The sequence below is a fragment of the Pseudomonas aphyarum genome (assembly GCF_028657055.1).
Lineage (GTDB): Bacteria > Pseudomonadota > Gammaproteobacteria > Pseudomonadales > Pseudomonadaceae > Aquipseudomonas > Aquipseudomonas aphyarum.
This window is the reverse complement of record NZ_JAMDGS010000016.1, coordinates 26,780-51,812: the sequence shown is the minus strand read 5'-3', so window position 1 is coordinate 51,812 and position 25,033 is coordinate 26,780. Positions and strand designations below refer to the sequence as shown.

Sequence of the window (25,033 nt, the reverse complement as noted above, 5' to 3'; positions counted from 1 at the left end):
AACCGACCCCGCCTCTGACACTGTCCGATCTCACCAGAAAAGTTCTCCGATAGCGCCACGCGCGATGTTCTTTCAGGCCGGGTAACCGGTGATCTTGCGGATGCTCTGGTACAACGGTTTGAGCTGTCGATACATGAGCAGATAGACGTCCTTGTACAGTCGTTCATAGACCTGCTGTGCCTCGGGTTGCGGCTGAAACACCGCGCCAACCCGGGTCATCGCCGCGATCGCCGTGGGGAAATCCGCGTGCAGCCCCAGCCCCACCGCGCAGCAAATCGCCGCGCCCAGACCGGACGCTTCATAGACGTGCGGACGCTCCGCCGGCAGGCCGAAAATATTCGCCGTCAGTTGCATCGCCGCGTCACTTTGCGAGCCACCGCCAGCAACTCGCAAACGAGTGACGGAGATCTTCGAGCGCTTCTCGATTTTCTCCATGCCCTGGCGCAATGCGTAGGCCAGGCCTTCAAGGATCGCGCGGTAAATGTGCGCGCGGGTGTGCACGTCACCGAAGCCGATCATCGCGCCTTTGGCTTCAACGCCCGGTTCGCGAATACCGGGCGACCAATACGGTTGCAACATCAACCCCATCGAGCCCGGCGGCACCGCATCGACCAATGCATCGAACAGTTGCTCGGGCTCGATGCCCTGCTCCTTGGCCTGCTGCATTTCCCGCAGGCCGAACTCGTTCTTGAACCAGCTGACCATCCAGTAGCCGCGATAAATCATCACCTCGCAGTTGTACTGATCCGGCACCGCCGACGGGTACGGCGGAATCAACGGGACGATTTCCAGATAGCGCGAGCGGGTGCTGGTGATCGTCGCCGTGGTGCCGTAAGACAGGCATACCGTGCCCGAGTCGACGACGCCGGAACCGAGCACTTCACAGGCCTTGTCGGCCCCCGCCGCGATCAACGGAACGCCTTCGGGAATGCCGGTGTGGCGGCTCGCTTCGGCGCTGATGTGGCCGAGGGTTTCACCGGGTTTGTGCAAGGTCGGCAGCTGCTCGGGACGCACCGCCAGCGCCTGCCATTTCCAGTCACGTGGCGCGGCCCAGCGCAGGCGTTTGAAATCGAATGGCAGGTAACCGACGCAACAGCCCACCGAATCGACGAAACGTCCGCACAGGCGATGCGTGAGAAACCCCGAGAGCAGCAAAAACTTGTCGGTCGCCGCCCACACGTCAGGTTGATGGCGAGCGATCCAGTTAGCCTCGGCCTGGGCGCGAAAGTAATCCACGGTGGCCTGCGCGCCGGCCAGTTTGAACAGCCAGCCCCACGGTCCCTTGATCCCGCCTTCGACTTCGCTCTGGCGCTGATCGAGCCAGAGAATCGCCGGGCGCAGCGGTTTGCCCTCGGCGTCGACGTTGATCACCGTGCCGCGCTGCGTTGTGAGAGAAACCCCGGCAATCTGCGAACGATCGATGCCGGTTTGCGCCCACACCTGTTGGCAGGCCTCGCCTAGTTTCGCCCAGTAATACTCCGGGTCCTGCTCGGCCCAGCCCGGTTGCGTCGAGTAATAGGCCTGCAATTCAACCTTGCCCTTGCCGAGCAGATTGCCCTGCAAATCGAAGAGCAGCGCGCGCACGCTCTGGGTGCCATTGTCGATGGCCAGCAGGTAACGCTTGTTCGGGTGGTTGTCCATGGAGCTCTCTTCGAGGGGCATCACTGCGCGAATTCCGGCAGGCCGTGATGACGTTGCCATAACGCCTGATAGCGTTGCTGTTCCTGTTGCCAGCGTTCGTCGTTCCAGCCCAGCCGTGGTTGGCAGAGTTGGCGAATATCCGGGAAATAATCCGCGCCGCCACGGGGCAGCAACAGGCCCAAACGGGTTCGGCGCAGCAGCAAGTCATCCAGGTGCAGGACCATTTCCGCTTCGCAGGCGAAGGCCAGTTCCACCCACAAGGTGTCAGTGGCACCGACGGTTTCGTAGCCCAGTTCGGCGAGCAGTTGCGCCAACCTCGACAAGTCTCGGCCGTGTCGCCCGGCCAGGCGTCGCCACTGGCCGGGGCTGAGGCCGGGGATTGTCAGTGGCGGCACGGCGGCGAATACCGGCGCGGCATCATCTTCGAAAGAACGGCCGAGCATGTCGGCGCAGGCCTTGAGCACTTCGATGGCTTGCGGGCGGAACGTCGTGAGCTTGCCGCCGGCCAGGGTGACGCAACCCGGCTCCTGCCACAGCACATGTTCACGGGTTTCGTTCGACGGTTTGTCTTGATGCTCACCCGCCGCGCTGCCCACCACCGGGCGTACGCCGGACCAGGTTGAAAGCACGTCGGCCGCTGTCACTTCGGCGCCGGGAAACTGCTGTCGGCAGGCGGCCAGCAGGTAGTCGAGTTCTTCGGCGCTGATGCTCGCGCTCTGGTCCAGATTCTCCCGGTGATCGAGGTCGGTGGTGCCGACCACTGTGGCGCCTTCCCACGGGAAAACGAACACTGGCCGACGATCCCGCTCATGCAGAAACGTGAACGCCTGCGCCACCGGCAAGCGCCAGCCCGGCAGCAGCAAATGACTGCCGCGCAACGGGCGCAACTGGCGTGGCGCCTCGGACGGGCGCAAGCGTTCGGCCCAGGCCCCGGTGGCCACCGCCAGCGCACCGCAACGCAATTGCAGTGATGCGCCGGCCTCACAGTCTTCGACCTGAACCCCGCACACCCGCCCGTTTTCCCGCAGCAGATGTTCGACGCGTACACCGTTGAACACCACCGCGCCGTCGGCCCGTGCTTCGCTCAATACGCGCATCACCAGCCGTGCGTCATCGGTCAGCGCATCGATGAAACAGGTGCCGCCCAGCAAGTCATTTTCTTTCACGCCCGGAGCGAGATAACGCAGTTGCTGCGCATCATGGAAACGATGGTCGCGGCGTCCGGCCAATGCGTCATAGATCGACAACAGACCACCCAACACTCGCGGCCCGGGAAAGCCGCCGCGATAGTGCGGCATCATGAAACTCATCGGCTCCACCAGCCCCGGCGCCTCGTCGAGCAGACGCTGGCGTTCGCGCACCGAATCGCGGGTCAGCCGCCACTGGCCCTTGGCGATATAGCGCAAACCGCCATGGACCATTTTCGAGGATCGACTGGAGGTGCCCCAGGCAAAATCACGCTGTTCCAGCAGCAGGCAACGCCAGCCACGGCGCGCGGCTTCACGCAGGATGCCGGCGCCGCTGATGCCGCCGCCGATGACGATCAAATCCCAGGTTTCACCCGCCAATGTCGGCAGGATTTGCTGGCGCCATTCGGCGTTCCAGTCCGCGCTCATGGCGGTCACTCCTGCAACAGCGTGCCGGGGTTCAGACGCCCGGCCGGGTCGAAGTGCCGGCTCAGCGCCTGCAAGGTGTCTATCGCCAGCGCGCCTTTCTCGCGTAACAGGTACGGCGCATGATCCTTGCCCACGCCGTGCTGGTGGCTGATGGTGCCATGGTTGTCGACGATGGTCTGGCTGGCCGCGTGCTTGAGGGCCTTCCAGCGAGCGAGCGTCGCGGGATAGTCCGCCGCCGGACGAAACACGTAAGTTGTGTAGATGCTCGAGCCTTCGCCGTAGACGTGGGACAGATGGGTGAACACGTGCACTCGCTCACCTTCGGCCGCCAAGGCATCCCGCAGGCTGTTTTCGATGCGGTTGAGCAGGTTGTCGACGTTGCTCCAGTCGGTGGCGGTTTCGAGGGTGTCGACCACGTAACCGGCGTTCCACAGATTCTCGCGCAGGTAGGGAAAACGGAAGCGGTTCTGCGCCCACTTCTTGCCCAACAGCGTGCCGGTGAACACACCGCCGAACGCTTTCAAATGCTGACGGGCCTGACTCAGGGACAACGCATTCTGCTTGCGATTGCCGGTCACGCCGAAGGTCAGCAGGCACTTGCCCTGCCCCGCGCCGCGCAGGCTCAGGTACTTCTCCAGCCAGGCGATCTGCTGCGGATGGCCGGCCAATGCCAGTTGAGTTTCGGTTTCCACCGCGTTGGACAAGCGCAGCATCGACAGTGGCACCCGCGCCTGAGCCAGTTGTTGAATAGCTTGCAGCGCCTTGCTCCAGCTGGGCAGAAACACACCGTAGAAACGCTCATCGGCCGGCAGCGCGCTGACCCGCACCTTGACCTCGGAAATGATCCCGAAACGCCCTTCGCAACCCAGTACCACTTCACGCAGATCAGGACCGGCCGCCGACGCCGGGAAGGTTGGAATCTGCAGTGGCCCGGCAAAGGTTTCCAGGGTTCCGCCGGCGAACAGTTGCTCGATCCGCCCATAGCGCAACGACTGCTGACCGCTGGAACGACTGGCCACCCAACCGCCCAGTGTCGACAGCTCCCACGACTGAGGGAAATGCCCCAGCGTGTAGCCACGAGCGCGCAGTTGGCTTTCCACCTGCGGGCCACTGGCGCCGGGGCCGAAAGTCGCCAGCAGGCTTTGTTCGTCGAGGTCGATCAGGCGGCTCATCCGCGCCAGAGACACCGTCACCACCGGCCGCACCGAGTCCGGCGGGTTGATGTGCCCGGCCACCGACGTGCCGCCGCCGTAGGGAATCAGGCACAGATCCTGCGCCTGGGCGAGCGCCAGCAATTGGCGGATGTGTTCGCCGGTTTCCGGAAACGCTACGGCATCGGGATAGTTGCCCAGCGCCCCCTCGCGCAGCGCCAGCCAGTCCGGCAGGCTCTGCCCGCGTGAGTGCAGCAGACGGTCATGGGCATCGATGCTGTACAAGGCGTGTTCCGCCAGCCGCGAGACCGGCACGCGGGCCAGCGCCGCTTCGAGTGTCGCATCGGGCAGCGCGCGTCCCTCACCGAGTCGTTCATGGAGAAAACTTGCGCCCTGGGCCGGCAGTTCGACCACCGTGGTTGCATCTCCCCAGCCGTTCCAGCGTCGCATGCGTGTGTCCTTCTGTGCAGTCTGATCAGTGAGATTTCAGGCCCTCATACTAGTCAGCCGGCCGAAAGTGTCACGGTCGCATCCGGCCAGTTCGAGTAGCCAATTGAGTCAAACGTCGCGCAAGCGTCAGCCATTTACTTTAGTCGTGGATTCAAATTACCTTTCAGGGCGTTCATCCGCCCGTGGCGGCCTCGATCAAGGGAATTCGGTCATGCAATCGCTCGGCTTCACCTCCGTTCCGCCGCTGCTCAAGTACTTGCGCCATGCCGAACATCTGGGCCTGTCCATCGAGCCTGCATTGGCGGCGGCCGGGTTGCAGGCGCAGCAGTTGAGCGACAACAGCCTGCGCCTGCCGGGTGAAACCCATGAGCGGTTGCTCGATTACTTTTGCGAGCATTCGGGCGATCCGTTGTTCGGCCTCAACGCTGCGAATTTCGTGCTGCCCAACTCCTGGAGCGTGCTCGGCTACATCACCATGAATTGCGCGACATTGGGCGACGCCATGAGCCGCATCATGCCGTTCGAAAAACTGGTGGGCGACATGGGCGTGAGCCGCGCCGAGGTGCACGACAGCCACGTGCACCTGATCTGGAGCTGCCGCTTTGAACGCCCGCGGATTCGCCGGCATCTGGTGGAAAACGTGCTCGGTTCCTGGCTGCAATACGCACGCTGGATCGCCGACACCCAACTGTCGCCGGCCGCCGTGTGGCTGGAACACTCGATCCCGGCGGACACGACGCTGGAACAGTACGAACAGTTTTTCGAATGCCCGGTGCTGTTCGATCAACCGTATTCCGCGCTGATCGTGCCGCTGCCGTATTTGCAGTTGCCGTTGCGCCAGGCCGATGCGCATTTGCTGCGCACGCTGGAAGAACACGCGCAGAGTTTGATGGCGACGCTGGAGGATGCGTCGCTGGAGCAGCGGGTCAAAAGCATCCTGCGCCAGTTGCTCAAGGAAGGTCTGCCGCGCAAGGAACAGGTGGCCGAACATCTCGCCGTGTCCGTGCGCACGCTGCAACGCCAGTTGCATCAAGCCGGCACGTCGTATCAGCAGATCCTCGACGAACTGCGCCAGGAACTGGCCGAGCATTACCTGCTCAACAGCACCTTGCCGATTCAGGACATCGCCCAGTATCTGGGCTTCACCGAACCGCGCTCGTTTCACCGCACCTTCAAGAGCCGACGCGGCATGCCGCCCGGTGAGTTTCGGCAGACTCACCGGGTTAGTGGTGGTGGCGAATAAGTGTGCGACTCACAGCCCCCCCTCACCCCAGCCCTCTCCCGGAGGGAGAGGGAGCCGATCGCGAGATGCTAACGATCTACGCCGACCTGAAAGGAATTCTGTGAATCCATAATCGAGAGGGACCCGACTGCGAAGTACTCACGATCTACGCTGACCTGAAAACGCACCTGTGGATCCATAATCGCCACGATCTTTCAGGTCGGTGTATGGCGACAGACACCTCGGTCAGTCCCCTCTCCCTCCGGGCGGTCCGACGTTTCGGGAGGGTTAGGGTGAGGGGGCTTTTGGCTCAGAGGCTGATCGCGTTGGTGAACACCAGGCGATTGCCGAACGGGTCGGCGATGGTCATGTCCTGGCTGCCCCACGGCATGGCCTGGATGCCCGGGTGCGAGAACTTGTAGTTCTTGGCGACCAACTGCTGCTGAAACGCCTCCAGCTCATCGGTCTCGATCCGCAGGGCCGAACCCGGTGTTGCATCGCCGTGGTGTTCGGACAAATGCAGCACGCACTCGCCACGCGAAACCTGCAGGTACAGCGGAAAACCGGGTTCGAAACGATGCTGCCAATCGATCTTGAAGCCGAGGAAATCGACGTAGAATTCCACGGCCTTGGCTTCATCGAAAATCCGCAGGATCGGGGTGGTTTTGCCGAAGCTCATGGGTTGCTCCCTGACTGATTGGCCCCAGAGTGTAGCCGGGGTGGATGTCAGCAATTCGGCTTGGTGATGGCTTTCTTTAATTGCAATGTGCCATCACCGTGACGCAGTCAGCAAAATTCAGCGAAAGCCGTCGCGCAGATCGCCCTGGCGCGCCAGGAACCGCCCTGGTCTCTGTCCGTTGGCCTGACCGTCGCGGTAACTCAAAACACCATTGATCCACACACCTTCGATACCATGGGCGGCGCGTTGCGGGTCGTTGAAATCCGCCACGTCACGCACGGTCGCCGGGTCGAATAACACCAGATCCGCCCAGTGCCCTTCACGAATCTCGCCCCTTTCCTTCAAGCCGAAACGCGCCGCCGACAGACCGGTCATCTTGTGCACCGCGGTATGCAGCGGAAACAGGCCGACATCGCGACTGAAATGTCCGAGCACCCGAGGGAAAGCGCCCCACAGACGCGGGTGCGGGAACGGGTCTTCCGGCAGGCCGTCGGAGCCGACCATCGACAGCGGATGAGCAAGGATCCGGCGCACGTCGTTCTCGTCCATCCCGTAATACACCGCACCCGCCGGTTGCAGGCGTTTGGCGGCGTCGACCAACGACAGGTTCCATTCGGCAGCGATGTCCATCAGGTCGTGGCCGCCCATTTCCGGATGCGGCGTCGACCAGGTGATGGTGATGCGGTGGGCGTCGGTGACCTGCTTCAGGTCCAGGGTCGAAGAACTCGCCGCATACGGGTAGCAATCGCAGCCGACCGGGTGAGTTTTCGCCGCTTCTTCCAGCGAAGCGAGCAACTGCGGACTGCGCCCCCAGTTACCGGCACCGGCGCATTTGAGGTGGGAAATGATCACTGGCGACTGTGCGTGGCGTCCGATACGGAAGGCCTCGTCCATCGCTTCCAGCACCGGTTCGAATTCACTGCGCAAATGCGTGGTGTACACCGCGCCGAAGGCATTCAGTTCTTCGGTCAGTTGCATGACTTCATCGGTGGAAGCCGAGAACGCGCTCGCATACGCCAGGCCTGTGGATAAACCGAGGGCGCCCGCCTCCAGGCTTTCACGCAACTGCTCGCGCATCGCGCTGATTTCATCGTCAGTCGCGGTGCGAAACAGATCATCAAGATGATTGCTGCGCAGCGCCGTATGCCCGACCAGCGCCGCTACGTTCAGCGTGGTATTGGCCGCTTCCACCGCTGCGCGGTAATCGCTGAAACGTGGATAAACGAACGCCGCCGCCGAGCCGAGCAGGTTCATCGGATCCGGCGGATCGCCGCGCAAACTGACCGGCGCGGCACTGATCCCGCAGTTGCCGACAATCACCGTGGTCACGCCCTGGCTGAGCTTGGGCAGCATTTGCGGCTGGCGGATCACCACGGTGTCGTCGTGGGTATGCACGTCGATGAAACCCGGCGCCAGCACACGGCCGGCGGCGTCGATTTCATCGGCGGCGCGGGCGTCGCGCAAGTCGCCGATGCGCGCGATGCGGCCATCGAGGATCGCCACGTCGGCGGCGTAACCGGGGCTGTTGCTGCCGTCGATGACCAGGGCGTTGCGAATCAGGGTGTCGTACAGCATGTCAGTCTCCCAGCGGCAGGTGATCGTCGCCGCCACGGTATTCGTCGAGGGCGAGTTTGATCCGCCGCAGACGTTCTTGATTGTCTTCAGGATTGGCCAGCGCAAGCTCGGTGGCCAGCACGTCGATGGCGAGCAGCATGCCGTAGCGCGCCGCCGTCGGTTTGTAGATGAACGAGGTTTCGGCGCCTTGCAGCGGCAGGACGATATCGGCCAGCTCCGCCAGCGGCGAGTCGGCGCGGGTGATGGCGAGAATCCGTGCGCCGTAGTTGCGCGCAAGCGCCACGGTCTCCAGCAACTCCGGGGTGATGCCGGTCAGCGAACAGACGATCACTACCTGCTCGGCGCTGAGGCTGGCGGCGGTGACGCGCATCATCACCGCGTCGTGGCACACTGCAATCGGGTAACCGAGGCGCACCAGCCGCACTTGCAACTCATCGCTGCACAGGGTCGAGCAACCGCCGATGCCGAAGGCATGGATCATCCGCGCCTGGCCCAGCAGTTTCACCGCATCGGCAAAGCGTGATTCATCGAACGCCGCCAGATGCTGGCGCAAGGTGGTTTCGATATCGCCGACGATCTGCCCGTAAAACGCCGACTGTTCGGGCGTGCCCGCCGGGTCGAGGAAACGGCTGCCGACGCCACTGGCCTGGGCCAGTTGCAGGCGCAAGTCGCGCAGGTCGCGACAACCGACGGTGCGGGCGAAACGCGACAGCGTGGCGGTGCTGACTTCGGCCCGCTGGGCCAGCTCTTCGAGGCTGGCGGAGGCGGCAAATCCTACGTCGTCGAGCATCAGACGGGCGATGCGTCCTTCACCGGCGCTGAAGGAATCCTGACGGGCGCGGATCTGATAAAGGATGTCCATGGCGGATAACTCCGACTACAGCAGGTAAGAAAGACCGACGGTCAGGGCGAAAGCGACAACCGAGATCAGGGTTTCCAGCACCGTCCAGGTCTTGAACGTCTGGGCCACCGTCATGTTGAAGTATTCCTTGATCAACCAGAAGCCGCCGTCGTTGACGTGGGAAAAGATAACCGAGCCCGCGCCAGTCGCCAGCACCAGCAATTCCGGGTGTGGATAACCCAGACCAATGGCCACTGGTGCGACCACACCGGAAGCCGTGGTCATGGCAACGGTGGCCGAACCGGTGGCGATGCGCATCAACGCGGCGAACAGCCAGCCCATAATCAGCGGCGACAGGTGAAATTCGTGGGCCAGGCCGACGATCTGATCGGTGACGCCGGCGTCCACCAGAATCCGGTTCAGGCCGCCGCCAGCGCCCACCAGCAAGGTGATGCTGGCGGTCGGTGCCAGGCATTCGTTGGTGAATTTGAGGATCGATTCCCGGTTGAAACCCTGCGCAATGCCGAGCGTCCAGAAACTCAACAGCGTCGCCAGCAACAGCGCAATCACCGAGTTGCCGATGAACAACAGGAACTGGTTGAAGCCGCTGCCCGGCGTGGAAATCAGGTTGGCCCAGCCGCCGATCAGCATCAGCACCACCGGCAACAGAATGGTCGCCATGGTGATGCCGAAACCCGGCAGGCTGTCGCGGGGTTCGCGTTCGAGAAATTGTTTTTCCAGCGGGTTATCCGCCGGCAACTGAATGCGCGGCACGATGAATTTGGCGTACAGGGGGCCGGCAATGATCGCCGTCGGAATGCCGATGGCAATCGCGTACAGCAAAGTCTGCCCGACCGACGCCTGATAAGCCTGCACCGCCAGCATCGCCGCCGGGTGCGGCGGCACCAGCGCATGCACCACCGACAGACCGGCGACCATCGGCAAACCGACCATCAGAATCGACACGCCGACCCGCCGCGCCACGGTAAAGGCAATCGGCACCAGCAACACGAAACCGACTTCGAAAAACAGCGGCAGCCCCACCAGAAACGCGATGCACACCATCGCCCAGTGCGCGTTCTTCTCGCCAAATCGCTCGATCAGCGTGCGCGCCATCTGCTCGGCCCCGCCGGACTCGGCCATCATCTTGCCGAGCATCGTCCCCAGCGCCACCACCAGCGCAATATGCCCCAGCGTCTTGCCCACCCCGGCCTCATACGCCCCCACCACGCCGGACGGCGGCATCCCCGCCACCAGCGCCAGGCCGATGGAAATCAGGGTGATGACAATGAACGGATTAAGCCGGTAACGGGCGATCAGAACGATCAGGGCGATGATGGCAACGGCGGCGTACACCAGCAGCCAATAGCCGAAGGACGGTGTCATGCGGTACTCCTCGAAAGGGTCACGTTCGAATGGGTTGTGAAACTCATAAATCATTTCGAGATCGAGTTTTCAAACGAAGTGAAAGTAATTTTCGTGGAGGGATAAGGGTTGTCGTTTTTGGATATGTCTTGTCGCGAATAATGAAAATCGAGGGGTGGGATTTTCATGACCCGGCTGAAGGTTTCGCCCGGGCCACAAGGTTTTCAACATCAGTCAAGACGCTATACTCGGCTGACGCTTCCTATCGAGTTCCTGCCATGACTGCTTCGCGCCGCCGCCCCAAAAAGCTCACTGCCGAAGCGTTGATACGCGCGATTGCCAGTTCGACAGCCATCGAAACGGGTCAAAGCGTTGAATCGATTGAACGCAAGCTGAAGCTCAAGGACAGCAGGTTTCTGCATCTTTCTCTGGCTAAATAGAGTCGTCATTCAGTTTCTGAAAAAGTGGCGAATTCACTCAATCTCGACGCCAAGACAAATCCAAAAACATAAACGGCTGCCCAAAGGCAGCCGTTCACAGGTTAGTCGCAAAGCCCTCTCGGGTTTAATCAACCCTCACACCATTTCGTTACGAATCCATTCAACCACCGACGTGCGCTTCGGCGCCCAGCCCAGCAGTTCGCGGGCATGTTTGCCGCGTACGCGGCTGTTCGAACCGAGGCCGTAGTTGGCCATTTCGTAGCCCCACTCGGCTTCGGCGTCTTTCAGTGGCCAGTCTTGTGGCTCGCCGAGGTTCAGGGCCTGAGCCATGGCAGTGGTCATGTCGATGAACGACGCTTCGCCGCTTTCGACGAAGTAGAAGGTGCCCGGGACGTTTTTGGTCAGGGCCAGCAGGTACAGCGCCACCACGTCTTCGATGTGCACGTTGGACCAGATGTTCTGGCCGGCGCCGACGTGACGCACCACGCCGCTTTTGCGAGCCTGTTTCAACAGGCGCGGCAGTTGCACGCTGTCGCGATTGACGCCCAGGCTGTGGCCGTAGATCAGGGTGTTGCAGATGACGGCCGAGTTCACGCCGTCCTTCGCTGCGGCGAGGATCAGGTTGTCGATGGCCACGCGTGCGGCCTTGTCGACGGTCGGCTCCGGCAGGTTGTCTTCGAAGTAGATGACGTCGCTGGATTTGCCGCCCGAGGCGTCGCCGACGATGCTCGAACCGCTGGTGTGCAGGAACACTTTGTTCGAGCCGCGCAGGGCATCGAGCAAGGCTTCGACCGCGCCGCGATGGTCGCTGCTGGCGGCGTTGATCACCGCGTCGGCGGCACGGGCCTGTTCGGCCAGCAATGCGTTGTCGTCGAGGGTGCCGATTACCGGGATGATGCCCAGTGCTTTCAGCTCATTGGCCTGTTCGGCGCTGCGCACCAGACCGGTGACGGCGTGGCCGGCCTGGACCAGACCGGTGGCGATGGAGCCGCCGATAAAACCGGCAGCGCCGGTGACGAATACGTTCATGGAGAAACTCCCTGCGTGAGTAAGTGATGCAACGAGTATCGACCGGCGAGTCCGGTGGAAAAACCCGCCCACAACCAAATCACTGTTGCGCAGGGGTCACGAATCAGCCTTTGAAATCGGCGCTGGCGTAAGCCGCCAGTTTGCTCTGGATGAAGTCCAGGAAGCACTGGATGCGCAGTGCCAGCTGCGAGTTGCGGTAGTACACGGCGTTGATCGGCTGGCGATAACCGCTGTTGAATTCCGCCAGCAACACCTTCAGCCGCCCGGCACGAATGTCGTCGATGGTCATGAAGTGCGAGAGGCAGGCAATGCCCTGGCCTTCCAGCGCCAGATGCCGAACCGTCTCGCCGCTGGAGGCACTGATCGCCGGAGTGATCGGCCAGCGGTCACCGTGCACGTAACGCAGCGGCCATTGGTTGAGGCCTTCGTTCTGGGTGAAACCGAGCAAGGTGTGCTCGCTCAGATCGGCCACTTGCAGCGGTGCACCGTGTTTTTCCAGATAGGCAGGACTGGCGACGATCAGCAGCGGACTGCAACCCAGCGAGCGGGCATGCAACGTCGAATCGGCGAGGGTGCCGATGCGGATGGCGACGTCGGTGCTTTGTTCCAGCAGGTCAATGATCAGGTCATTGCTGTTGAGTTCGAGCTGGATGTCCGGGTACAGCCGCCTGAATTCGTCGATGTACGGCACGATGGCGTGGAGCATGAACGGTGACGCGGCGTTGATGCGCAGCCGTCCTGAAGGGGTTTGCTGGCGCGAAGAGAGGCGCTCTTCGAGTTGATCCATCTGGTCGAGGATCAGCTTGGCCTGTTCGAAGAAATACTTGCCCTCCTCGGTCAGGTCCATGCGCCGGGTCGTGCGGTTGATCAGCGTAGTGTCGAGCTTGGCTTCCAGCCGCGACAGCGTGCGGCTGACGGCCGACGGCGTTTGCCCGACCTGCTCGGCGGCGGCGGAGATCGAACCGCACTCGATCACGCAGACGAAAATCTGCAACTCATCGGATCTGGCTTTCACGGGTGTCCTCGAATCGAAAGGCCTGCTGCGCAAGCTCAGGCCTTCGATAGTAGCCGAGCGTCAGGCCTTGAGGCCAAACACCTCGATCAGATGCTGCTCGTAACGCACCACATCCGCTTCGATGTTCGGGCGCTTCATCACGTCCACGCAGAGGAAGGTCGGCAGGCCGGTCATGCCGAGAAACTCGTTGGCCTTGTGAAACGGGAAGTACACGGCGTCGACGCCTTTGGCTTCGAAGAAGTCGGTCGGATCATCGAACGCCTGCTGCGGCGCATTCCAGGTCAGCGACAGCATGTATTGCTTGCCCTGGATCAGACCGCCGCTGCCGTACTTCTGCGACGAGTCGGAACGGGTACGACCGTCGCTGGCGTAGAGGCTGCCGTGGCCTTCGGTGAACACTTCGTCGAGGTACTTTTTCACGGTCCACGGCGCGCCCATCCACCAGCCCGGCATCTGATAAATGATCACGTCGGCCCAGAGGAATTTGGCGACTTCTTCGGCGACGTCGTAACCCTCATCGATGAAGGTGGTCTTGACGTCGACACCGCCGCGATCCAGCACGCTCAGCGCCGCTTCGTGCAGGGTGGTGTTGTAGCGACCATCGGAGTGGGCGAATTTTTTACCGCCGTTGAGCAACAGCACTTTTTTCATGGGACAGCCTCGATCGGATGCCGATGCACAGCGCAGAGCGCTGGATGGACAAGGGGAGAAAATTGGATGGCGGCAGATTAACGATGCGCCTCGCGCGGAATAAGCACCGGTTGCGCAAAATTCATTTGAGTAAAACGCACGAATCGAATGCCGATTGTTGCCTTAGGATTGGCCGCCATCTGAATCTGAGGAGTTTTTTGCGATGAGCGAACGCCAGGGTTTCATCCTGCACGCCAAGACCCGCCCGGAAAAAGCCGAGGCCTTCGAAGCGTTTTTCCGCGCCTACGTCGAGCCGAGCCGCGCAGAGCCGGGCTGCATCGAGTACCACATGCTGCGCGACAAGCAAGACCCGACCCTGTTCATCTTCTATGAGATCTGGGAAACCCAGGCGCATCTGGACGTGCACTCGAACCTGCCGCACATGCAGCAGTTTCTCGCTCAGCGCATGGAGTATCTGGAGCGGGATTTCGATATCCGCCCGATCGACATGCTCAGCGATTCGTCCACTAGCCGCTGATCAGCAGATGGGCGCCGAGCGCGCCCAGACCCATGAAGAACACTCGCTTGAACAGCACAGCGCTGATGCGCTGGCGCAGCCATTGGCCGAGCAGCATGCCGAGCACCGCCGGAATGAGCGCCAGCAGCGAAGCGCTCAGTTCCGCGCCGCCGAGCGACCCGCGCCAGAGCAATCCACCGGCCAGCGCCAGGGTCGATACGGTGAAGGACAGCCCCAGCGCCTGAACCAGTTCATCGCGTTTCAAACCCAATGCTTGAATGTAGGGGACGGCGGGAATCACGAACACACCGGTGGCCGAAGTGATGACGCCGGTGATCACGCCACAGAGCGGACCGAGCCACGGTTCATGGCGGCGACTGACACTCAGCGTCGGCAGGAACAATCCGCTCAGCGCATAGAGCAACAGCGCCGCGCCAAGTCCTCGCACCACCCAGTGCCCGCCCGCCATGCCGATCCACAAGGTGCCGATCGCCGTACCGAGAAAAATCGCCAACAGCATTGGCCACAGCCGTTTCACCAGCCCGCGCAAATGCCCGCCGAACGCCAGTTGCCAGACGTTGGTGAGGGTCGCCGGAATGATCAACAACGCCGCAGCCTGCGACGGTGCCATAGCCAGACCGAGCAGCCCCATGGCGACGGTGGGCAGGCCGAGGCCGATTACGCCTTTGATCAGGCCGGCGAGGACGAAGGTCGCAATCACCATCAATGACAGGGCCAGACCGAGGTTTTGATAGAAATCTGCGAGTGCGTTCATGGCGATACTGTGCGCCTGCGCGGATGAACTGAAAATCTGTCATACACTGAGGCAGCCTCTCCCAGTACAAGAGGCTTGCAGATTCTTCGCGGCCACTGGCCTCTTCGCGGGCAAGCCCGCTCCCACAGTGCTTGTGTTGTACGCATAACTTGTTTTCAACATCGGACCTGTGGGAGCGGGCTTGCCCGCGAAGGCGCCGGGGCTGACAACACTGATATTGAGGCTGTACACCATGCACTTCGACCTCACCGACCTGCGCCTGTACCTGCACATCCTCGACAGCGGCAACATCACCGCAGGCGCCGCGCGCAGTCATCTGTCGCTGGCGGCGGCCAGTGCGCGGATCCGTGCGATGGAAGCTTCGTTGGGTACCGAGTTCCTCGAGCGCGGGCGCCGTGGCGTTACGCCGACGCCGGCCGGCAAAGCCCTGGCGCAGCACGCACGGGTCCTGCTGCAACAGGCCGACCGCCTGCAGCAGGATCTCGCCGAGTACGCGCGCGGCGTCAAAGGCCAGGTGCGTCTGCTGTGCAACACCACGGCGCTCAGTGAATACCTGCCGGAGGTGCTGGCGGATTTCCTGCGTGAGCACCCCAACCTCGACATCGATTTGCAGGAGTTTCCCAGCGCTCGCATCACCCATGCCTTGCGCCAGGGCGCGGCGGATCTGGGCATTGTGTCCGATGCGATCGACACCACCGACTTGCAGACTCGAGCCTTTCGCGATGATCCGCTGGTGCTGATCCTGCCTCTGGAACATCCACTGTCTGATGCGACCGAAGTCAGCTTCAGCGACGCCCTGCGCCACGCCTTCGTCGGGCTGCATGCCGACAGCGCCTTGGCGGTGTACCTGGAAGAACAGGCATTGCACAGTGGCTCGCGAATGCAAATCCGCATCCGCGCCGATGGCTTCGACGGCGTGATGCGCATGGTGGCCCGAGGCGCCGGCATCGGAATCGTGCCGCTGGCGGCGGTGCAGCGCGCCGCACCGCAGGCCTTCAAGTCCCTGCCGATGAATGAAGCGTGGGCCAGGCGCAAACTGTTGCTGTGCGCCCGGGACTTCGCCGCACTCCCCGCCTACGCCCGCGCCTTGCTGGACGCCTTGACTCTGCCCTGAGGGGCAGACTTTACCCTTGAGGTTTCTACTTCAAGGACAGTGATTATGGGCAAGCGAATCCTGCTGATTCTCGGCCATCCATCCAGCGACAGTTTCTGCGCCGCACTGGCCGGACACTACCTGGCCTCGGCCCGCGAGGCCGGACACGAGGTGCGGCAACTATCCCTCGGCCAGCTCGATTTCGACCTGGTCCTGCGCGACGGTTACAGCCAAGCTCAGACACTTGAACCGGATCTGCTCCAGGCCCAGGCCGACATCCTGTGGGCCGAACACCTGACGCTGGTGTACCCGATCTGGTGGGGCGGGATTCCGGCGATTCTCAAAGGCTTTTTCGACCGGGTCCTGCTCCCGGGTTTCGCGTTCAAATACCGCGAGGGCAAGGCGTTTCCTGACAAGCTTCTGCGCGGTCGCAGCGCCCATTTGCTGGTCACCATGGACACGCCGCCCTGGTATTACCGCTGGATCTATCGCATGCCCGGCCTGCACGAGGTGCGCAAGAACACATTGGCGTTCTGCGGTATCGAGTCCCGGCGCACGTTGACCTTCGGGCCGGTACTCGGCGCCAGCGACCATCAGCGTGAAACCTGGCTGCAACAGGCCAGATCGATTGCCCGCCATTGAGTTTTCCGCTATTGGTGCTCGGGCCCGCTGACGGAGAAAAGGGATTTGCACATGTACATCGGCCAGGCCGCACAACGCTCGGGAACCACGATCAAGACCATCCGCCACTACGAGTCGATCGGACTGTTGCCCGAGGCCCGGCGCCAGGGCAAATACCGTGTTTACGACCCGCAGACAGTCGAGCTGCTGAGCTTTATCAAATGCGCGCAGGCCCTGGGTTTTCGCCTCAGGGAATTGCAGGCGATCTTTTCCGGCCAACCGGAATTGTCGCCCTACGAAAAGGCCCGCAGCGCGATTGCCGGCAAGCAGCAGGAGATCGCGGCGCAGCTCCTGACACTCACCCGACAGCAAGAGGAACTGAGCGCGCTGGAGGCCAGTCTTGAACACGCGCAACAGCAATGCCTGTCGAGCGTATCGACTGCAAAATAAGCACAAGGAATAGTTTTCAAGGTACGAATACATACGTACTATATCGCCAGAGCGAACGTGTTGCCCGATACCCGTTTTCGCACAACGACAACGGACAAGGAAGAACGGATCGGCTCCATTAAACCTACATGGAATGAGGTGACGCGATGGTTGATTCAACGGAGTTTCGTAATGCAATGGCGATGCTGGGGAGTGCCGTCACCATCGTCACGACCGATGGCCCTGCGGGGCGTTTCGGATTTACCGCGTCGGCGGTGTGCAGCGTGACGGATTCACCGCCCACGCTGCTGGTGTGCGTCAATCGCTCGTCGTCCAATCACGAGCATTTCAAGACCAATGGCGTGCTGTGCGTGAACGTCCTGACCGGCGACCACCAGTCGACCTCCGGGGCGTTCGCCAATCGGCAGTTGAGCATGCAGGAGCGCTTTTCCAGCGTGAATTGCCAGACGCTCAAGACCGGTTCGCCGGTGATCGAAGAGGCGCTGGTCAGCCTCGATTGCCGGGTCAGCAAGGTCGACGAGGTCGGCACCCACAGCATCTTCTATTGTGAAATCCTCGAGCTGCAGCAACACAGCGAGGCCACGGAAGGCCTGGTCTACTTCAACCGCAGTTACTACCGTCTGAACGACGAACTGCGCCTGGCACCCGAGCAGTGATCCAGACACCCGCCGGCCTCGGCTGACGCCAGCCGGCGGGTCATGACAGGGATGTAACCATGCTATTCAATGAAGACAACTTCGCGGATATCGACCTGAACCTGATCATCATTTTCCTGGTGCTGTTCCGCGAACGCAGCGTGTCACGCACGGCCGAACGCCTGCATGTCAAACAACCCGCCATCAGTGGATCGCTGGCACGACTGCGCAAGCGGTTCGATGACCCTCTGTTTTTGCGCGCCTCCAGAACCATGCACCCGACCTCGAAGGCCGAGGAGCTGGCGCAGGCGCTGGCACCGGCGATCAAACAGATCGAAGCGGTCATCCGGCTCTGAACAACTTGCGAAAAAAAACCTGCGGGCGTTCGCTGCCGCAGGTTTCATTGCATCAGGCCGACTTGAGCGCCTGAGCGTACTCGACCCGAGCCCAGAACGCCGGCAAAAAGCACTCGCTGACCAGCAGCGCCGAACCATTACGAGTGAAACGCGAACGTCGGGCCAACAACCGTTTGGCCTGCGGTGCGTAGCGATAGGACAGCGCCGCCAGCGGTGCGCCGGGGGGCAGCAAGGCGCACTGGAAGGGTTCGCGCAGGGTCTGCTCCGAGGTGTAGAGAATCTCGGCCAGCGGTCGACGACCGTAGCCGTTCAGATCCGCCCAGTCGCCGTTCAGCGCCGGCATGCTGGTCAGGCTGCGCGCAGTGACGCAGGCCTCGCCATCGAGCTTCATCACCACCTCGCGCACCCAGCCGATGGTCGCCGGCGGTACGTTCAGCGCTTGCGCTTCTTCAGGATTGAGCGGGCCATGGGACTGCTCGACCACTTCGATTGAATAATCGCCCATGACTTTCAGACGCGGGGTCAGTGCCCCGGGCAAAAACAGCCAGTGATGCTCGGAGCCGGTCAATTCCGACAGCGGTCGCGACGACCAGTAATGACTTGTATCCATACCCGCACACACCTTCCTGGTGATGGTGAATTGATTGGTTGCCGTGGAAGGCCAACCCTTCACCGGCGGTGTCTGTCACTCGGCTCCGTTTTCTTCGGTCACTTCGTGCTTGCTGATAACGCTGATGGTCTGTTCATCGGTCTTGACCGCCGACAGCAGCGAGTCAAGAAGCCCCGGAAAACGCACGTCCATGTCTTCACGACGCAAGGACAACAGGTTTTCCCGACCGTAGGGGCGCTGCCAAATCAGACCGCTGTCGCGCAGCACCCGCCAGTGGTGGGTCATGGTCGACTTCGATGCGCCCTTGAGGATCCGGCCGCATGGATGTTCCTGGCCATCGGACAACACTTTCAACACGGTCAGGCGTAGCGGGCTTCCCAATGCGTTCAGCACATTTTCCAGAAGGATCTGATCCTGATTGGGATGATTCGGGACGTTCATAGGTAGGTACCCTTGATGATATAGGCGGGAAAAATCCGGCTTGTATTCGTCTATACGAGAACAGTAAGACTATACACAAGATGCTTTTTCCCCGCGACAGCCGCCCCGAAGGCGGCGTCCCGGAAAACACTACAAATCGCTGCTCTGCGCTGTCTCCAGCGTGGGCGCCAGGAACCCGCCGCCCAGCGCCGCCATCAACGAAACCGAGCTGTCGATGTGCTTGCTGTTGAGGAAGGCCAGGCGCATTTCGTCCTGGATCAATTGTTGCTCGATGTTCAGCGCATCGAGGAACGTGTCCTCCCCGGCCTTGTAGCGCGACTGCGACAGATCGTAAGACGACTGCGCAATCGAACAGGCATCGCGCTGCACGACGATTTGCTGCTCGAAAGAACGCAGCTGCGTCACCGAAATCGCCACCTCGTGCAAGGCCGAATTCAACACCCGGTTGTACTGCGCGATGGAGCTGTCGAGTTCGGCATTGCCGGCCTTCAGATCCGACCGCAGACGTCCGGCATCGAAGATCGGCAGCGACACAGTGGGCGCCACGTTCCAGAACTTGCTGACCCCGGCGAACAGCGCATCACCGGTCAGCGCATGGGAACCCGCCGCCGCCACCAGATTGATGTTCGGGTAGAACGTGGTCTTCACCGCCTCGACGTTCTTGGTCTCGGCCTCCACGCGCCAGCGTGCAGCGACGATGTCCGGACGACGGCCCAATAGTTGAGCCGGCAACTGCGCCGGCAAAGCCACCACACTGGCTTGCAGATTCGATGGCCGCTCAAGGGTGTGCGCACGGTCAACACCCTTGCCGATCAGCGCAGACAGTTGAAGACGAGCGATCTCAATGTCTTCGTTGGCGCCGATCAGGGTCGATTCCGAACGCGCCTTGAGGCTCTGCACCTGCTTGAGTTGCGACAGGTTGTCGAGGCCCGAGCCGTAGCGTGAATCCGTCAGCTCCACCAGTTTGCTCAAGCGTTCGAGATCCCGTTGATTGAGCTCCGAGACCTGCCACGCATACGCCAACTGGTTGTAAGCCTTGACCACGTTTGTCGCCAGAATCAGCCGCGACGATTGCAGATCGACTTCCGCCGCTCGTGCGCTGTTGAGCGCCGACTCCCAGGCGGCGCGCTGGCCGCCCCAGAGGTCGAAGGTGTAGCTGAAGTTCACTGCCAGATTGCGTGCGGTGAAGTACTTGTGGCCCTCGCCGCTGTAATCCTCGAAGCGCGACAGCCGACCGCGAGTGACACCCGCCGACGCGTCCATTTCCGGGTAACGCTCGGCGTCACGCAGGTCGAGAAACGCGTTGGCCTTGGCCACCCGCGCAGCGACTTCCTGCAAGTCCGGGTTGCTGGCATACGCCTCTTCGATCAACGCGCCCAGACGTGGATCGCCCAGCGATGTCCACCAGTCCGCACGCGGCCATTGGGCCGGCGGCAACTTGTCTTTCAGGCTGTCGGACGGCGCATCGCCGACCGCCAGCAACTTGCCCTGATGATCGATCCCGGCGTAATTCACACAACCCGCCGCCAACAGGATGGACGCCGCCAGCGGCGCCAGCATCAAACGTGTAATCGAATGCATGTCACGTCCTCACAGGATGGGTTGCGGCACACCGGCCGGTTCGGCTTCGGGTGCGTGGCTCGGTTGCTTGATCGAACTGAGCAGCGTGTACACCGACGGCAGAATGAACAGGGTGAACAAGGTACCGATCAGCATCCCCACCACAATCACCAGGCCCAGGCCGAAGCGGCTGTTGGCGCCGGCACCGCTGGCGAACAACAGCGGCGCGAGGCCGACCACCATCGCCGCAGTGGTCATCAGGATCGGCCGCAGACGCACCTGCGCGGCGTGCTGGATCGCTTGCACGCGGTCCATGCCTTGCTGGCGCTGCAACTCATTGGCGAATGCAACCATCAGGATCCCGTGCTTACTGATCAGACCGATCAGCGTGATCAGGCCGATCTGGGTGTAGATGTTCATCGAGGTCATGCCCAGCGCCAGCGGCACCAGGGCTCCGCAGATCGACAGCGGCACGCTGATCAGAATGATGAACGGGTCGCGGAAGCTCTCGTACTGCACGCTCAGCACCAGGTAGATGATCACCAGGGCCAGGCCGAAGGTGAACGCCAGGCTGTTGCCTTCCTGCACGTATTGGCGGGCGTCGGACTGCCAGTCGAAACTGAAGCCGGCCGGGAAGCCTTCCGATTGTTTTTGCAGGAAGCCCACGGCATCACCCAAGGTCACGCCCGGCGCCGGAATGGCCTGGAACGTAGCGGAGTTCTGCTGGTTGAACTGGGTCAGGCGATTCGGCTCGACCTTGACGCTGAGAGTGGCCAGCGTCGACAGCGGCACCGGATTGCCCTTCTGATCCTTCACGTAATACAGCTTCAGGGTTTCCGGGGTCAGGCGATCCGCCGACACCGACTGCGGGATCACGTCATAGGAACGGCCGTGGAACGAAAACCGGTTGACGTACTTCTCGCCGATCAGGCTGTTCAGCGTCTCGCCAATGTCCTGCATGCGGATGCCCAGGGCGTTGGCCTTGGCCCGGTCGACCTGGATTTCCACCACCGGGTTGTTGAAGTCCAGATCACTGTCGACTACCGCGAACAGACCGCTGGCTTGCGCCGCCTGCTTGAGCTGATCCATCACGTTGTACAGCGCCAGGTATTCCTGATCGCTGCGGATCACCATCTGCACCGGCAGGCCACCGGTGGAGCCCGGCAACGGCGGCATCTGGAACACGAAAATGCTCGTGCCTTCGATCTGGTTCACCCGCGCCTGCAAGTCGGGCTGGATGGTGTTGGCGTCGCGGCCGCGTTTTTCCCAGTCCACCAGGTTGATCCCGCCGACGCTGTTGGACAGACCGTCGGAACCGTTCGCCACCCAGTTGCTGTAACCCTCGGGGATCTCGTTGAAGGTCTTGTACAGCTCGTGTGCATAGGCTTCGAGGTAATTCAGGTTGGCGTGCTGCGGCGCCTTGATCGCGGTCAGCAGGATGTTCTGGTCTTCCAGCGGCGCCAGTTCGGTCTGCGCCGAGCGATAGAGGAACGGCAGGCTGAAGAAGATTACCAGCGCCACGCTCAGGCTGATCCAGCGACGCGCCAGCGAACCGCCGAGCAGTGCGCCGTAACGACGGGACAGGTACTGGAAGAACCGATCTGCCTTGACCGCCATGAAACCTTCGCTGGTTTTCGCGTCCAGCAATCGGGTACTCATGATCGGCGACAGGGTCAGGGCGACGATGCCGGAAATCACCACGGCACCCGCCAGGGTCAGCGCGAACTCCTTGAACAGCGTGCCGGTGAGGCCGCCCATCAAGCCGATCGGCGCGTACACCGCCGCCAGGGTGAAGGTCATCGCCACCACCGGGCCGGCCACTTCACGGGCGCCGATCAGTGCAGCGTCGAACGGCGTCTTGCCCTCTTCGATGTGACGGTGAACGTTTTCCACCACGACGATGGCGTCGTCCACCACCAACCCGATAGCGAGCACCATGGCGAGCAGCGTCAGCAGGTTGAGGCTGAAGCCGAACATCTGCATCAGCATCGCCGCGCCGAGCATCGACAGCGGAATGGTCACCAGCGGAATCAGCACGGTGCGGAACGTGCCCAGGCACAGGTAAATCACCAGCACCACGATCACCAGCGCTTCGAGCAGGGTGTAGCTCACCTCGTCGATCGACGACTGAATGAAGTGCGCCACTTCGAACGGGATCTGCACGGTCACGCCCGGTGGCAGGGTTTCCTGAATCTGCGGCAGCAATTCACGCACACGTTTGACGATGACCAGCGGGTTGCCGGTCGGCGCGGCGTCCAGGCCGAGGAACAGCGCCGGCACATCGCTCATCGCGCCGCTGGTGTCGGTGGAGGCTGCGTTCAGTTCTACAGTGCCGACGTCACGCACACGGATGATGTGGCCGTTGTCGTTGCGCAGCACCATGTCGCGGAAGTCTTCGACGCTGTTCAGGTCAGTGTTGACCCGCAGGTTGCTGACCACGTACAGGCCTTTGACCTGACCGGGAGCCGCCTGGAAGTTGTTGCCCTCGATGGCCGCCGACACGTCCTGCCCGGTCATGCCGTAGCCGGCCAGACGCTGCGGATCGAGCCACAGGCGCATGGACAGTTTCTGCTCGCCCATGATGTTGATCTTGGCCACGCCTTCGATGCCGGCGAACATCGGTTCGACGACACGGGAGATGTAATCCGACATCTCCGGAATGGTCAGGTTGGAGCTGGCGAACGCGACGTAGGCCACGCTGGTGAAGCCGCCGGAAGTGCGTTCCACCACCGGGTCGTACGCGTCCTTCGGCAAGCGGTATTTGATCTGGTTGACCTTGGCCATGACCTCGGTCAGCGCCGCGATGGAGTCACTGTTGAGCGCCATGCGGATCGTCACCTGGCTGCGACCCTGGGTCGAGGTCGACGACAGATAGTCGATGCCTTCAACCGAGGCCACGGCCTGGCTGATCGGTTGCGTGACGAAGCCTTGCATCAGTTCCGAAGAGGCGCCGGGATACTGGGTCGTGACCGTGATGGTCGACGTTTCCAGCATCGGGTACTGGCGGATCGGCAGGTTCATCAGCGCGCGCACCCCGAACAGCAGGATCAGCGTGCTGACCACCACGGCCAGCACCGGGCGGCGAAGAAAGAGGTCGGTGAAATTCATTTTTCCAGCCCACTGAGTTTAAGAGCAATCGTGTCCGGGACACCTTCCACCGCCACGCCGTCGTGGAGCTTGAGCTGGCCGGACGTCACCACTTGCACGCCTTCGGTCAGGCCTTTGTCGACCACCGCCCAGCCATCGCGGCGCTCGCCGACCTTGATGCTTTCGCGCTTGACCTTCTGCACGCCGGTTTCGTCGGTGTAGACCGAGAACACGCTCTCGCCGTAGGCGTTGTAGGTGATCGCGGTTTCCGGAATCAGCAGCTCGGCGGTCTGCGGCAGGGTCACCGAGACCCGTGCATACATGCCGGGACGCAGGCGTTTTTGCGTGTCGGTGATGACCGCTTGAACATTGATGGTGTGGGACTGGTTGATCTGCGGATCGACCGCGACGATCTTGCCGGCGAAGGTCACATCGCCCCAGGCATCGACCTTGGCTTGCACAGTCTGGCCCAGTTGCACTTGCGAGCCATCGCGCTCGGCGAGGGTGAAGTTGACGCGCAGCAGACCCGGATCCGTCAGGGTCGCCACCGCGCTACCGGCCTGCAGATACTGGCCCAGATGCGCCTGGCGAATGCCGAGGGTGCCAGCGAACGGCGCACGAATGTGCCGTTGAGCGATCTGCGCCTGCATGCGCTCCATGTCGCCCTTGGCCGCGTCGTATTGAGCGCGGGCACTGTCGAAGGCGCGACGGCTTTCGGCGCCGGTCTTGGCCAGTTCCTGGACCCGGGCGAACTGCGCCTTGGCCGATTCGTACTCGCCTTTCAGGCGCACCAGTTCGCCTTGCTCCGGCGCGTCGTTGAGCTTGAGCAGAACCTGCCCCGCCTTCACCTCATCGCCGGACTCGAAATCGATGTCCACCACTTTGCCGCTGACTTCAGCCGACACCAGCACCTGACGCTGCGCTTCAAGCTTGCCGATCGCTTCGAGGTAGTAGGTGTACGGCTGCTTCTTGACCACGGCCAGACCGACCCGGGTGCTGGGGATCCGTTGCTCGGCCGCCGCCGGTGGCGGCGACCAGAAACGCCAGCCCAGTGCAGCGGATAACACCACCACAAGAACAATAAAGATCAGCGACTTGATAATGTTTCGAGCAAGCATGTGGCACTCCCTTGACTCTTTGCTGCGAGCACAAAAGTTTGAGTTTTAAGAAAATAAAGGTGCAACTTAAGGCGGGCGCGTTATCGATCCCTGTGAACTTTCACTTGTAAACGCGC

24 protein-coding genes are annotated in these 25,033 nt (G+C 61.9%); 8 read left to right on the top strand and 16 right to left on the bottom strand.

What is annotated here, in order from left to right:
- Positions 1-72: 72 nt before the first annotated feature.
- Genes M5G18_RS24450 through M5G18_RS24440 form a run of 3 tightly spaced genes read right to left on the bottom strand, consistent with a single transcriptional unit; the run spans position 73 to position 4,858 of the window.
- The gene (locus tag M5G18_RS24450; protein ID WP_273898248.1) at positions 73-1,641 is read right to left on the bottom strand and encodes an FGGY-family carbohydrate kinase; all 1,569 of its coding nucleotides are present in this window, start codon (positions 1,639-1,641) and stop codon (positions 73-75) included.
- 20 nt (positions 1,642-1,661) lie between these two features.
- The gene (locus M5G18_RS24445) at positions 1,662-3,257 is read right to left on the bottom strand and encodes a glycerol-3-phosphate dehydrogenase/oxidase (RefSeq protein WP_273898247.1); all 1,596 of its coding nucleotides are present in this window, start codon (positions 3,255-3,257) and stop codon (positions 1,662-1,664) included.
- Positions 3,258-3,262: 5 nt separating this feature from the next.
- Entirely contained in the window at positions 3,263-4,858 is a 1,596-nt protein-coding gene (locus M5G18_RS24440) for an FAD-binding oxidoreductase (protein WP_273898246.1), read from the bottom strand.
- Positions 4,859-5,069: 211 nt separating this feature from the next.
- On the opposite strand from M5G18_RS24440, the gene gliR reads away from it, so the two are divergent.
- Positions 5,070-6,101, top strand: coding sequence for an AraC family transcriptional regulator GliR (gliR, locus tag M5G18_RS24435; protein WP_273898245.1), 1,032 nt, complete (start codon positions 5,070-5,072; stop codon positions 6,099-6,101).
- 289 nt (positions 6,102-6,390) lie between these two features.
- Here gliR and M5G18_RS24430 read toward each other — a convergent pair whose 3' ends face one another.
- From M5G18_RS24430 to M5G18_RS24415, 4 genes are all read right to left on the bottom strand, one after another.
- On the bottom strand, positions 6,391-6,759 hold the full coding sequence (locus M5G18_RS24430) for a glyoxalase superfamily protein (protein ID WP_007953815.1): 369 nt from the start codon (positions 6,757-6,759) through the stop codon (positions 6,391-6,393).
- Positions 6,760-6,876: 117 nt separating this feature from the next.
- Positions 6,877-8,334, bottom strand: coding sequence for a D-aminoacylase (locus tag M5G18_RS24425; protein WP_273898244.1), 1,458 nt, complete (start codon positions 8,332-8,334; stop codon positions 6,877-6,879).
- Position 8,335: 1 nt separating this feature from the next.
- Positions 8,336-9,196 carry a MurR/RpiR family transcriptional regulator gene (locus M5G18_RS24420; protein WP_007953817.1) on the bottom strand — a complete coding sequence of 287 codons (861 nt, stop codon included), beginning with the start codon at positions 9,194-9,196 and terminating at the stop codon, positions 8,336-8,338.
- Between the two features lie 15 nt (positions 9,197-9,211).
- Complete coding sequence (locus tag M5G18_RS24415; protein ID WP_085608174.1) at positions 9,212-10,561, bottom strand: GntP family permease; 1,350 nt, start codon at positions 10,559-10,561, stop codon at positions 9,212-9,214.
- 257 nt (positions 10,562-10,818) lie between these two features.
- Between M5G18_RS24415 and M5G18_RS24410 the strand changes: the two genes are divergently transcribed.
- A complete protein-coding gene (locus tag M5G18_RS24410) occupies positions 10,819-10,980 on the top strand; it encodes a hypothetical protein (protein ID WP_273898239.1) in 162 nt (53 codons plus the stop codon).
- Between the two features lie 135 nt (positions 10,981-11,115).
- Here the strand turns inward: M5G18_RS24410 and M5G18_RS24405 are convergent, their stop codons facing one another.
- The 3 genes from M5G18_RS24405 to mdaB all read right to left on the bottom strand — a co-directional run bounded on the left by M5G18_RS24405 (position 11,116) and on the right by mdaB (position 13,675).
- Positions 11,116-12,009, bottom strand: a complete 894-nt coding sequence (locus M5G18_RS24405) for an NAD-dependent epimerase/dehydratase family protein (RefSeq protein WP_273898237.1) — start codon at positions 12,007-12,009, stop codon at positions 11,116-11,118.
- A gap of 103 nt (positions 12,010-12,112) precedes the next feature.
- Positions 12,113-13,024, bottom strand: coding sequence for a LysR family transcriptional regulator (locus M5G18_RS24400; protein WP_007953823.1), 912 nt, complete (start codon positions 13,022-13,024; stop codon positions 12,113-12,115).
- A 60-nt stretch (positions 13,025-13,084) separates the two neighbouring features.
- On the bottom strand, positions 13,085-13,675 hold the full coding sequence (mdaB, locus tag M5G18_RS24395; protein WP_273898235.1) for an NADPH:quinone oxidoreductase MdaB: 591 nt from the start codon (positions 13,673-13,675) through the stop codon (positions 13,085-13,087).
- A 202-nt stretch (positions 13,676-13,877) separates the two neighbouring features.
- On the opposite strand from mdaB, the gene M5G18_RS24390 reads away from it, so the two are divergent.
- Positions 13,878-14,192, top strand: coding sequence for a putative quinol monooxygenase (locus M5G18_RS24390; protein WP_273898233.1), 315 nt, complete (start codon positions 13,878-13,880; stop codon positions 14,190-14,192).
- Here the strand turns inward: M5G18_RS24390 and M5G18_RS24385 are convergent.
- Complete coding sequence (locus M5G18_RS24385; RefSeq protein ID WP_273898232.1) at positions 14,182-14,946, bottom strand: sulfite exporter TauE/SafE family protein; 765 nt, start codon at positions 14,944-14,946, stop codon at positions 14,182-14,184. The two genes, M5G18_RS24390 and M5G18_RS24385, sit on opposite strands and share 11 nt — an antisense overlap.
- Positions 14,947-15,178: 232 nt before the next feature.
- On the opposite strand from M5G18_RS24385, the gene M5G18_RS24380 reads away from it, so the two are divergent.
- From M5G18_RS24380 to M5G18_RS24360, 5 genes are all read left to right on the top strand, one after another.
- Positions 15,179-16,060, top strand: coding sequence for a LysR family transcriptional regulator (locus M5G18_RS24380; RefSeq protein ID WP_273898231.1), 882 nt, complete (start codon positions 15,179-15,181; stop codon positions 16,058-16,060).
- Between the two features lie 45 nt (positions 16,061-16,105).
- A complete protein-coding gene (locus tag M5G18_RS24375; protein ID WP_273898230.1) occupies positions 16,106-16,681 on the top strand; it encodes an NAD(P)H-dependent oxidoreductase in 576 nt (191 codons plus the stop codon).
- A gap of 51 nt (positions 16,682-16,732) precedes the next feature.
- Positions 16,733-17,110, top strand: a complete 378-nt coding sequence (locus tag M5G18_RS24370; protein WP_273898228.1) for a MerR family transcriptional regulator — start codon at positions 16,733-16,735, stop codon at positions 17,108-17,110.
- 146 nt (positions 17,111-17,256) lie between these two features.
- Positions 17,257-17,766, top strand: a complete 510-nt coding sequence (locus M5G18_RS24365) for a flavin reductase (RefSeq protein ID WP_007953834.1) — start codon at positions 17,257-17,259, stop codon at positions 17,764-17,766.
- 59 nt (positions 17,767-17,825) lie between these two features.
- Positions 17,826-18,101, top strand: coding sequence for a helix-turn-helix domain-containing protein (locus M5G18_RS24360; protein ID WP_249485779.1), 276 nt, complete (start codon positions 17,826-17,828; stop codon positions 18,099-18,101).
- A gap of 52 nt (positions 18,102-18,153) precedes the next feature.
- Here the strand turns inward: M5G18_RS24360 and M5G18_RS24355 are convergent, their stop codons facing one another.
- The 5 genes from M5G18_RS24355 to M5G18_RS24335 form a co-directional block, all read right to left on the bottom strand.
- Entirely contained in the window at positions 18,154-18,711 is a 558-nt protein-coding gene (locus tag M5G18_RS24355; protein WP_273898227.1) for a chorismate--pyruvate lyase family protein, read from the bottom strand.
- A gap of 75 nt (positions 18,712-18,786) precedes the next feature.
- Positions 18,787-19,152 (bottom strand): ArsR/SmtB family transcription factor, encoded by a 366-nt coding sequence (locus M5G18_RS24350; protein WP_007953843.1) that lies wholly within the window; start codon positions 19,150-19,152, stop codon positions 18,787-18,789.
- 129 nt (positions 19,153-19,281) lie between these two features.
- Positions 19,282-20,733, bottom strand: coding sequence for an efflux transporter outer membrane subunit (locus M5G18_RS24345; RefSeq protein WP_273898226.1), 1,452 nt, complete (start codon positions 20,731-20,733; stop codon positions 19,282-19,284).
- 9 nt (positions 20,734-20,742) lie between these two features.
- Positions 20,743-23,820 carry a MexW/MexI family multidrug efflux RND transporter permease subunit gene (locus M5G18_RS24340; RefSeq protein WP_085746844.1) on the bottom strand — a complete coding sequence of 1,026 codons (3,078 nt, stop codon included), beginning with the start codon at positions 23,818-23,820 and terminating at the stop codon, positions 20,743-20,745.
- Complete coding sequence (locus M5G18_RS24335; RefSeq protein ID WP_273898225.1) at positions 23,817-24,917, bottom strand: efflux RND transporter periplasmic adaptor subunit; 1,101 nt, start codon at positions 24,915-24,917, stop codon at positions 23,817-23,819. Before M5G18_RS24335 ends, M5G18_RS24340 begins: the two co-directional genes overlap by 4 nt.
- Between the last annotated feature and the right edge of the window lie 116 nt (positions 24,918-25,033).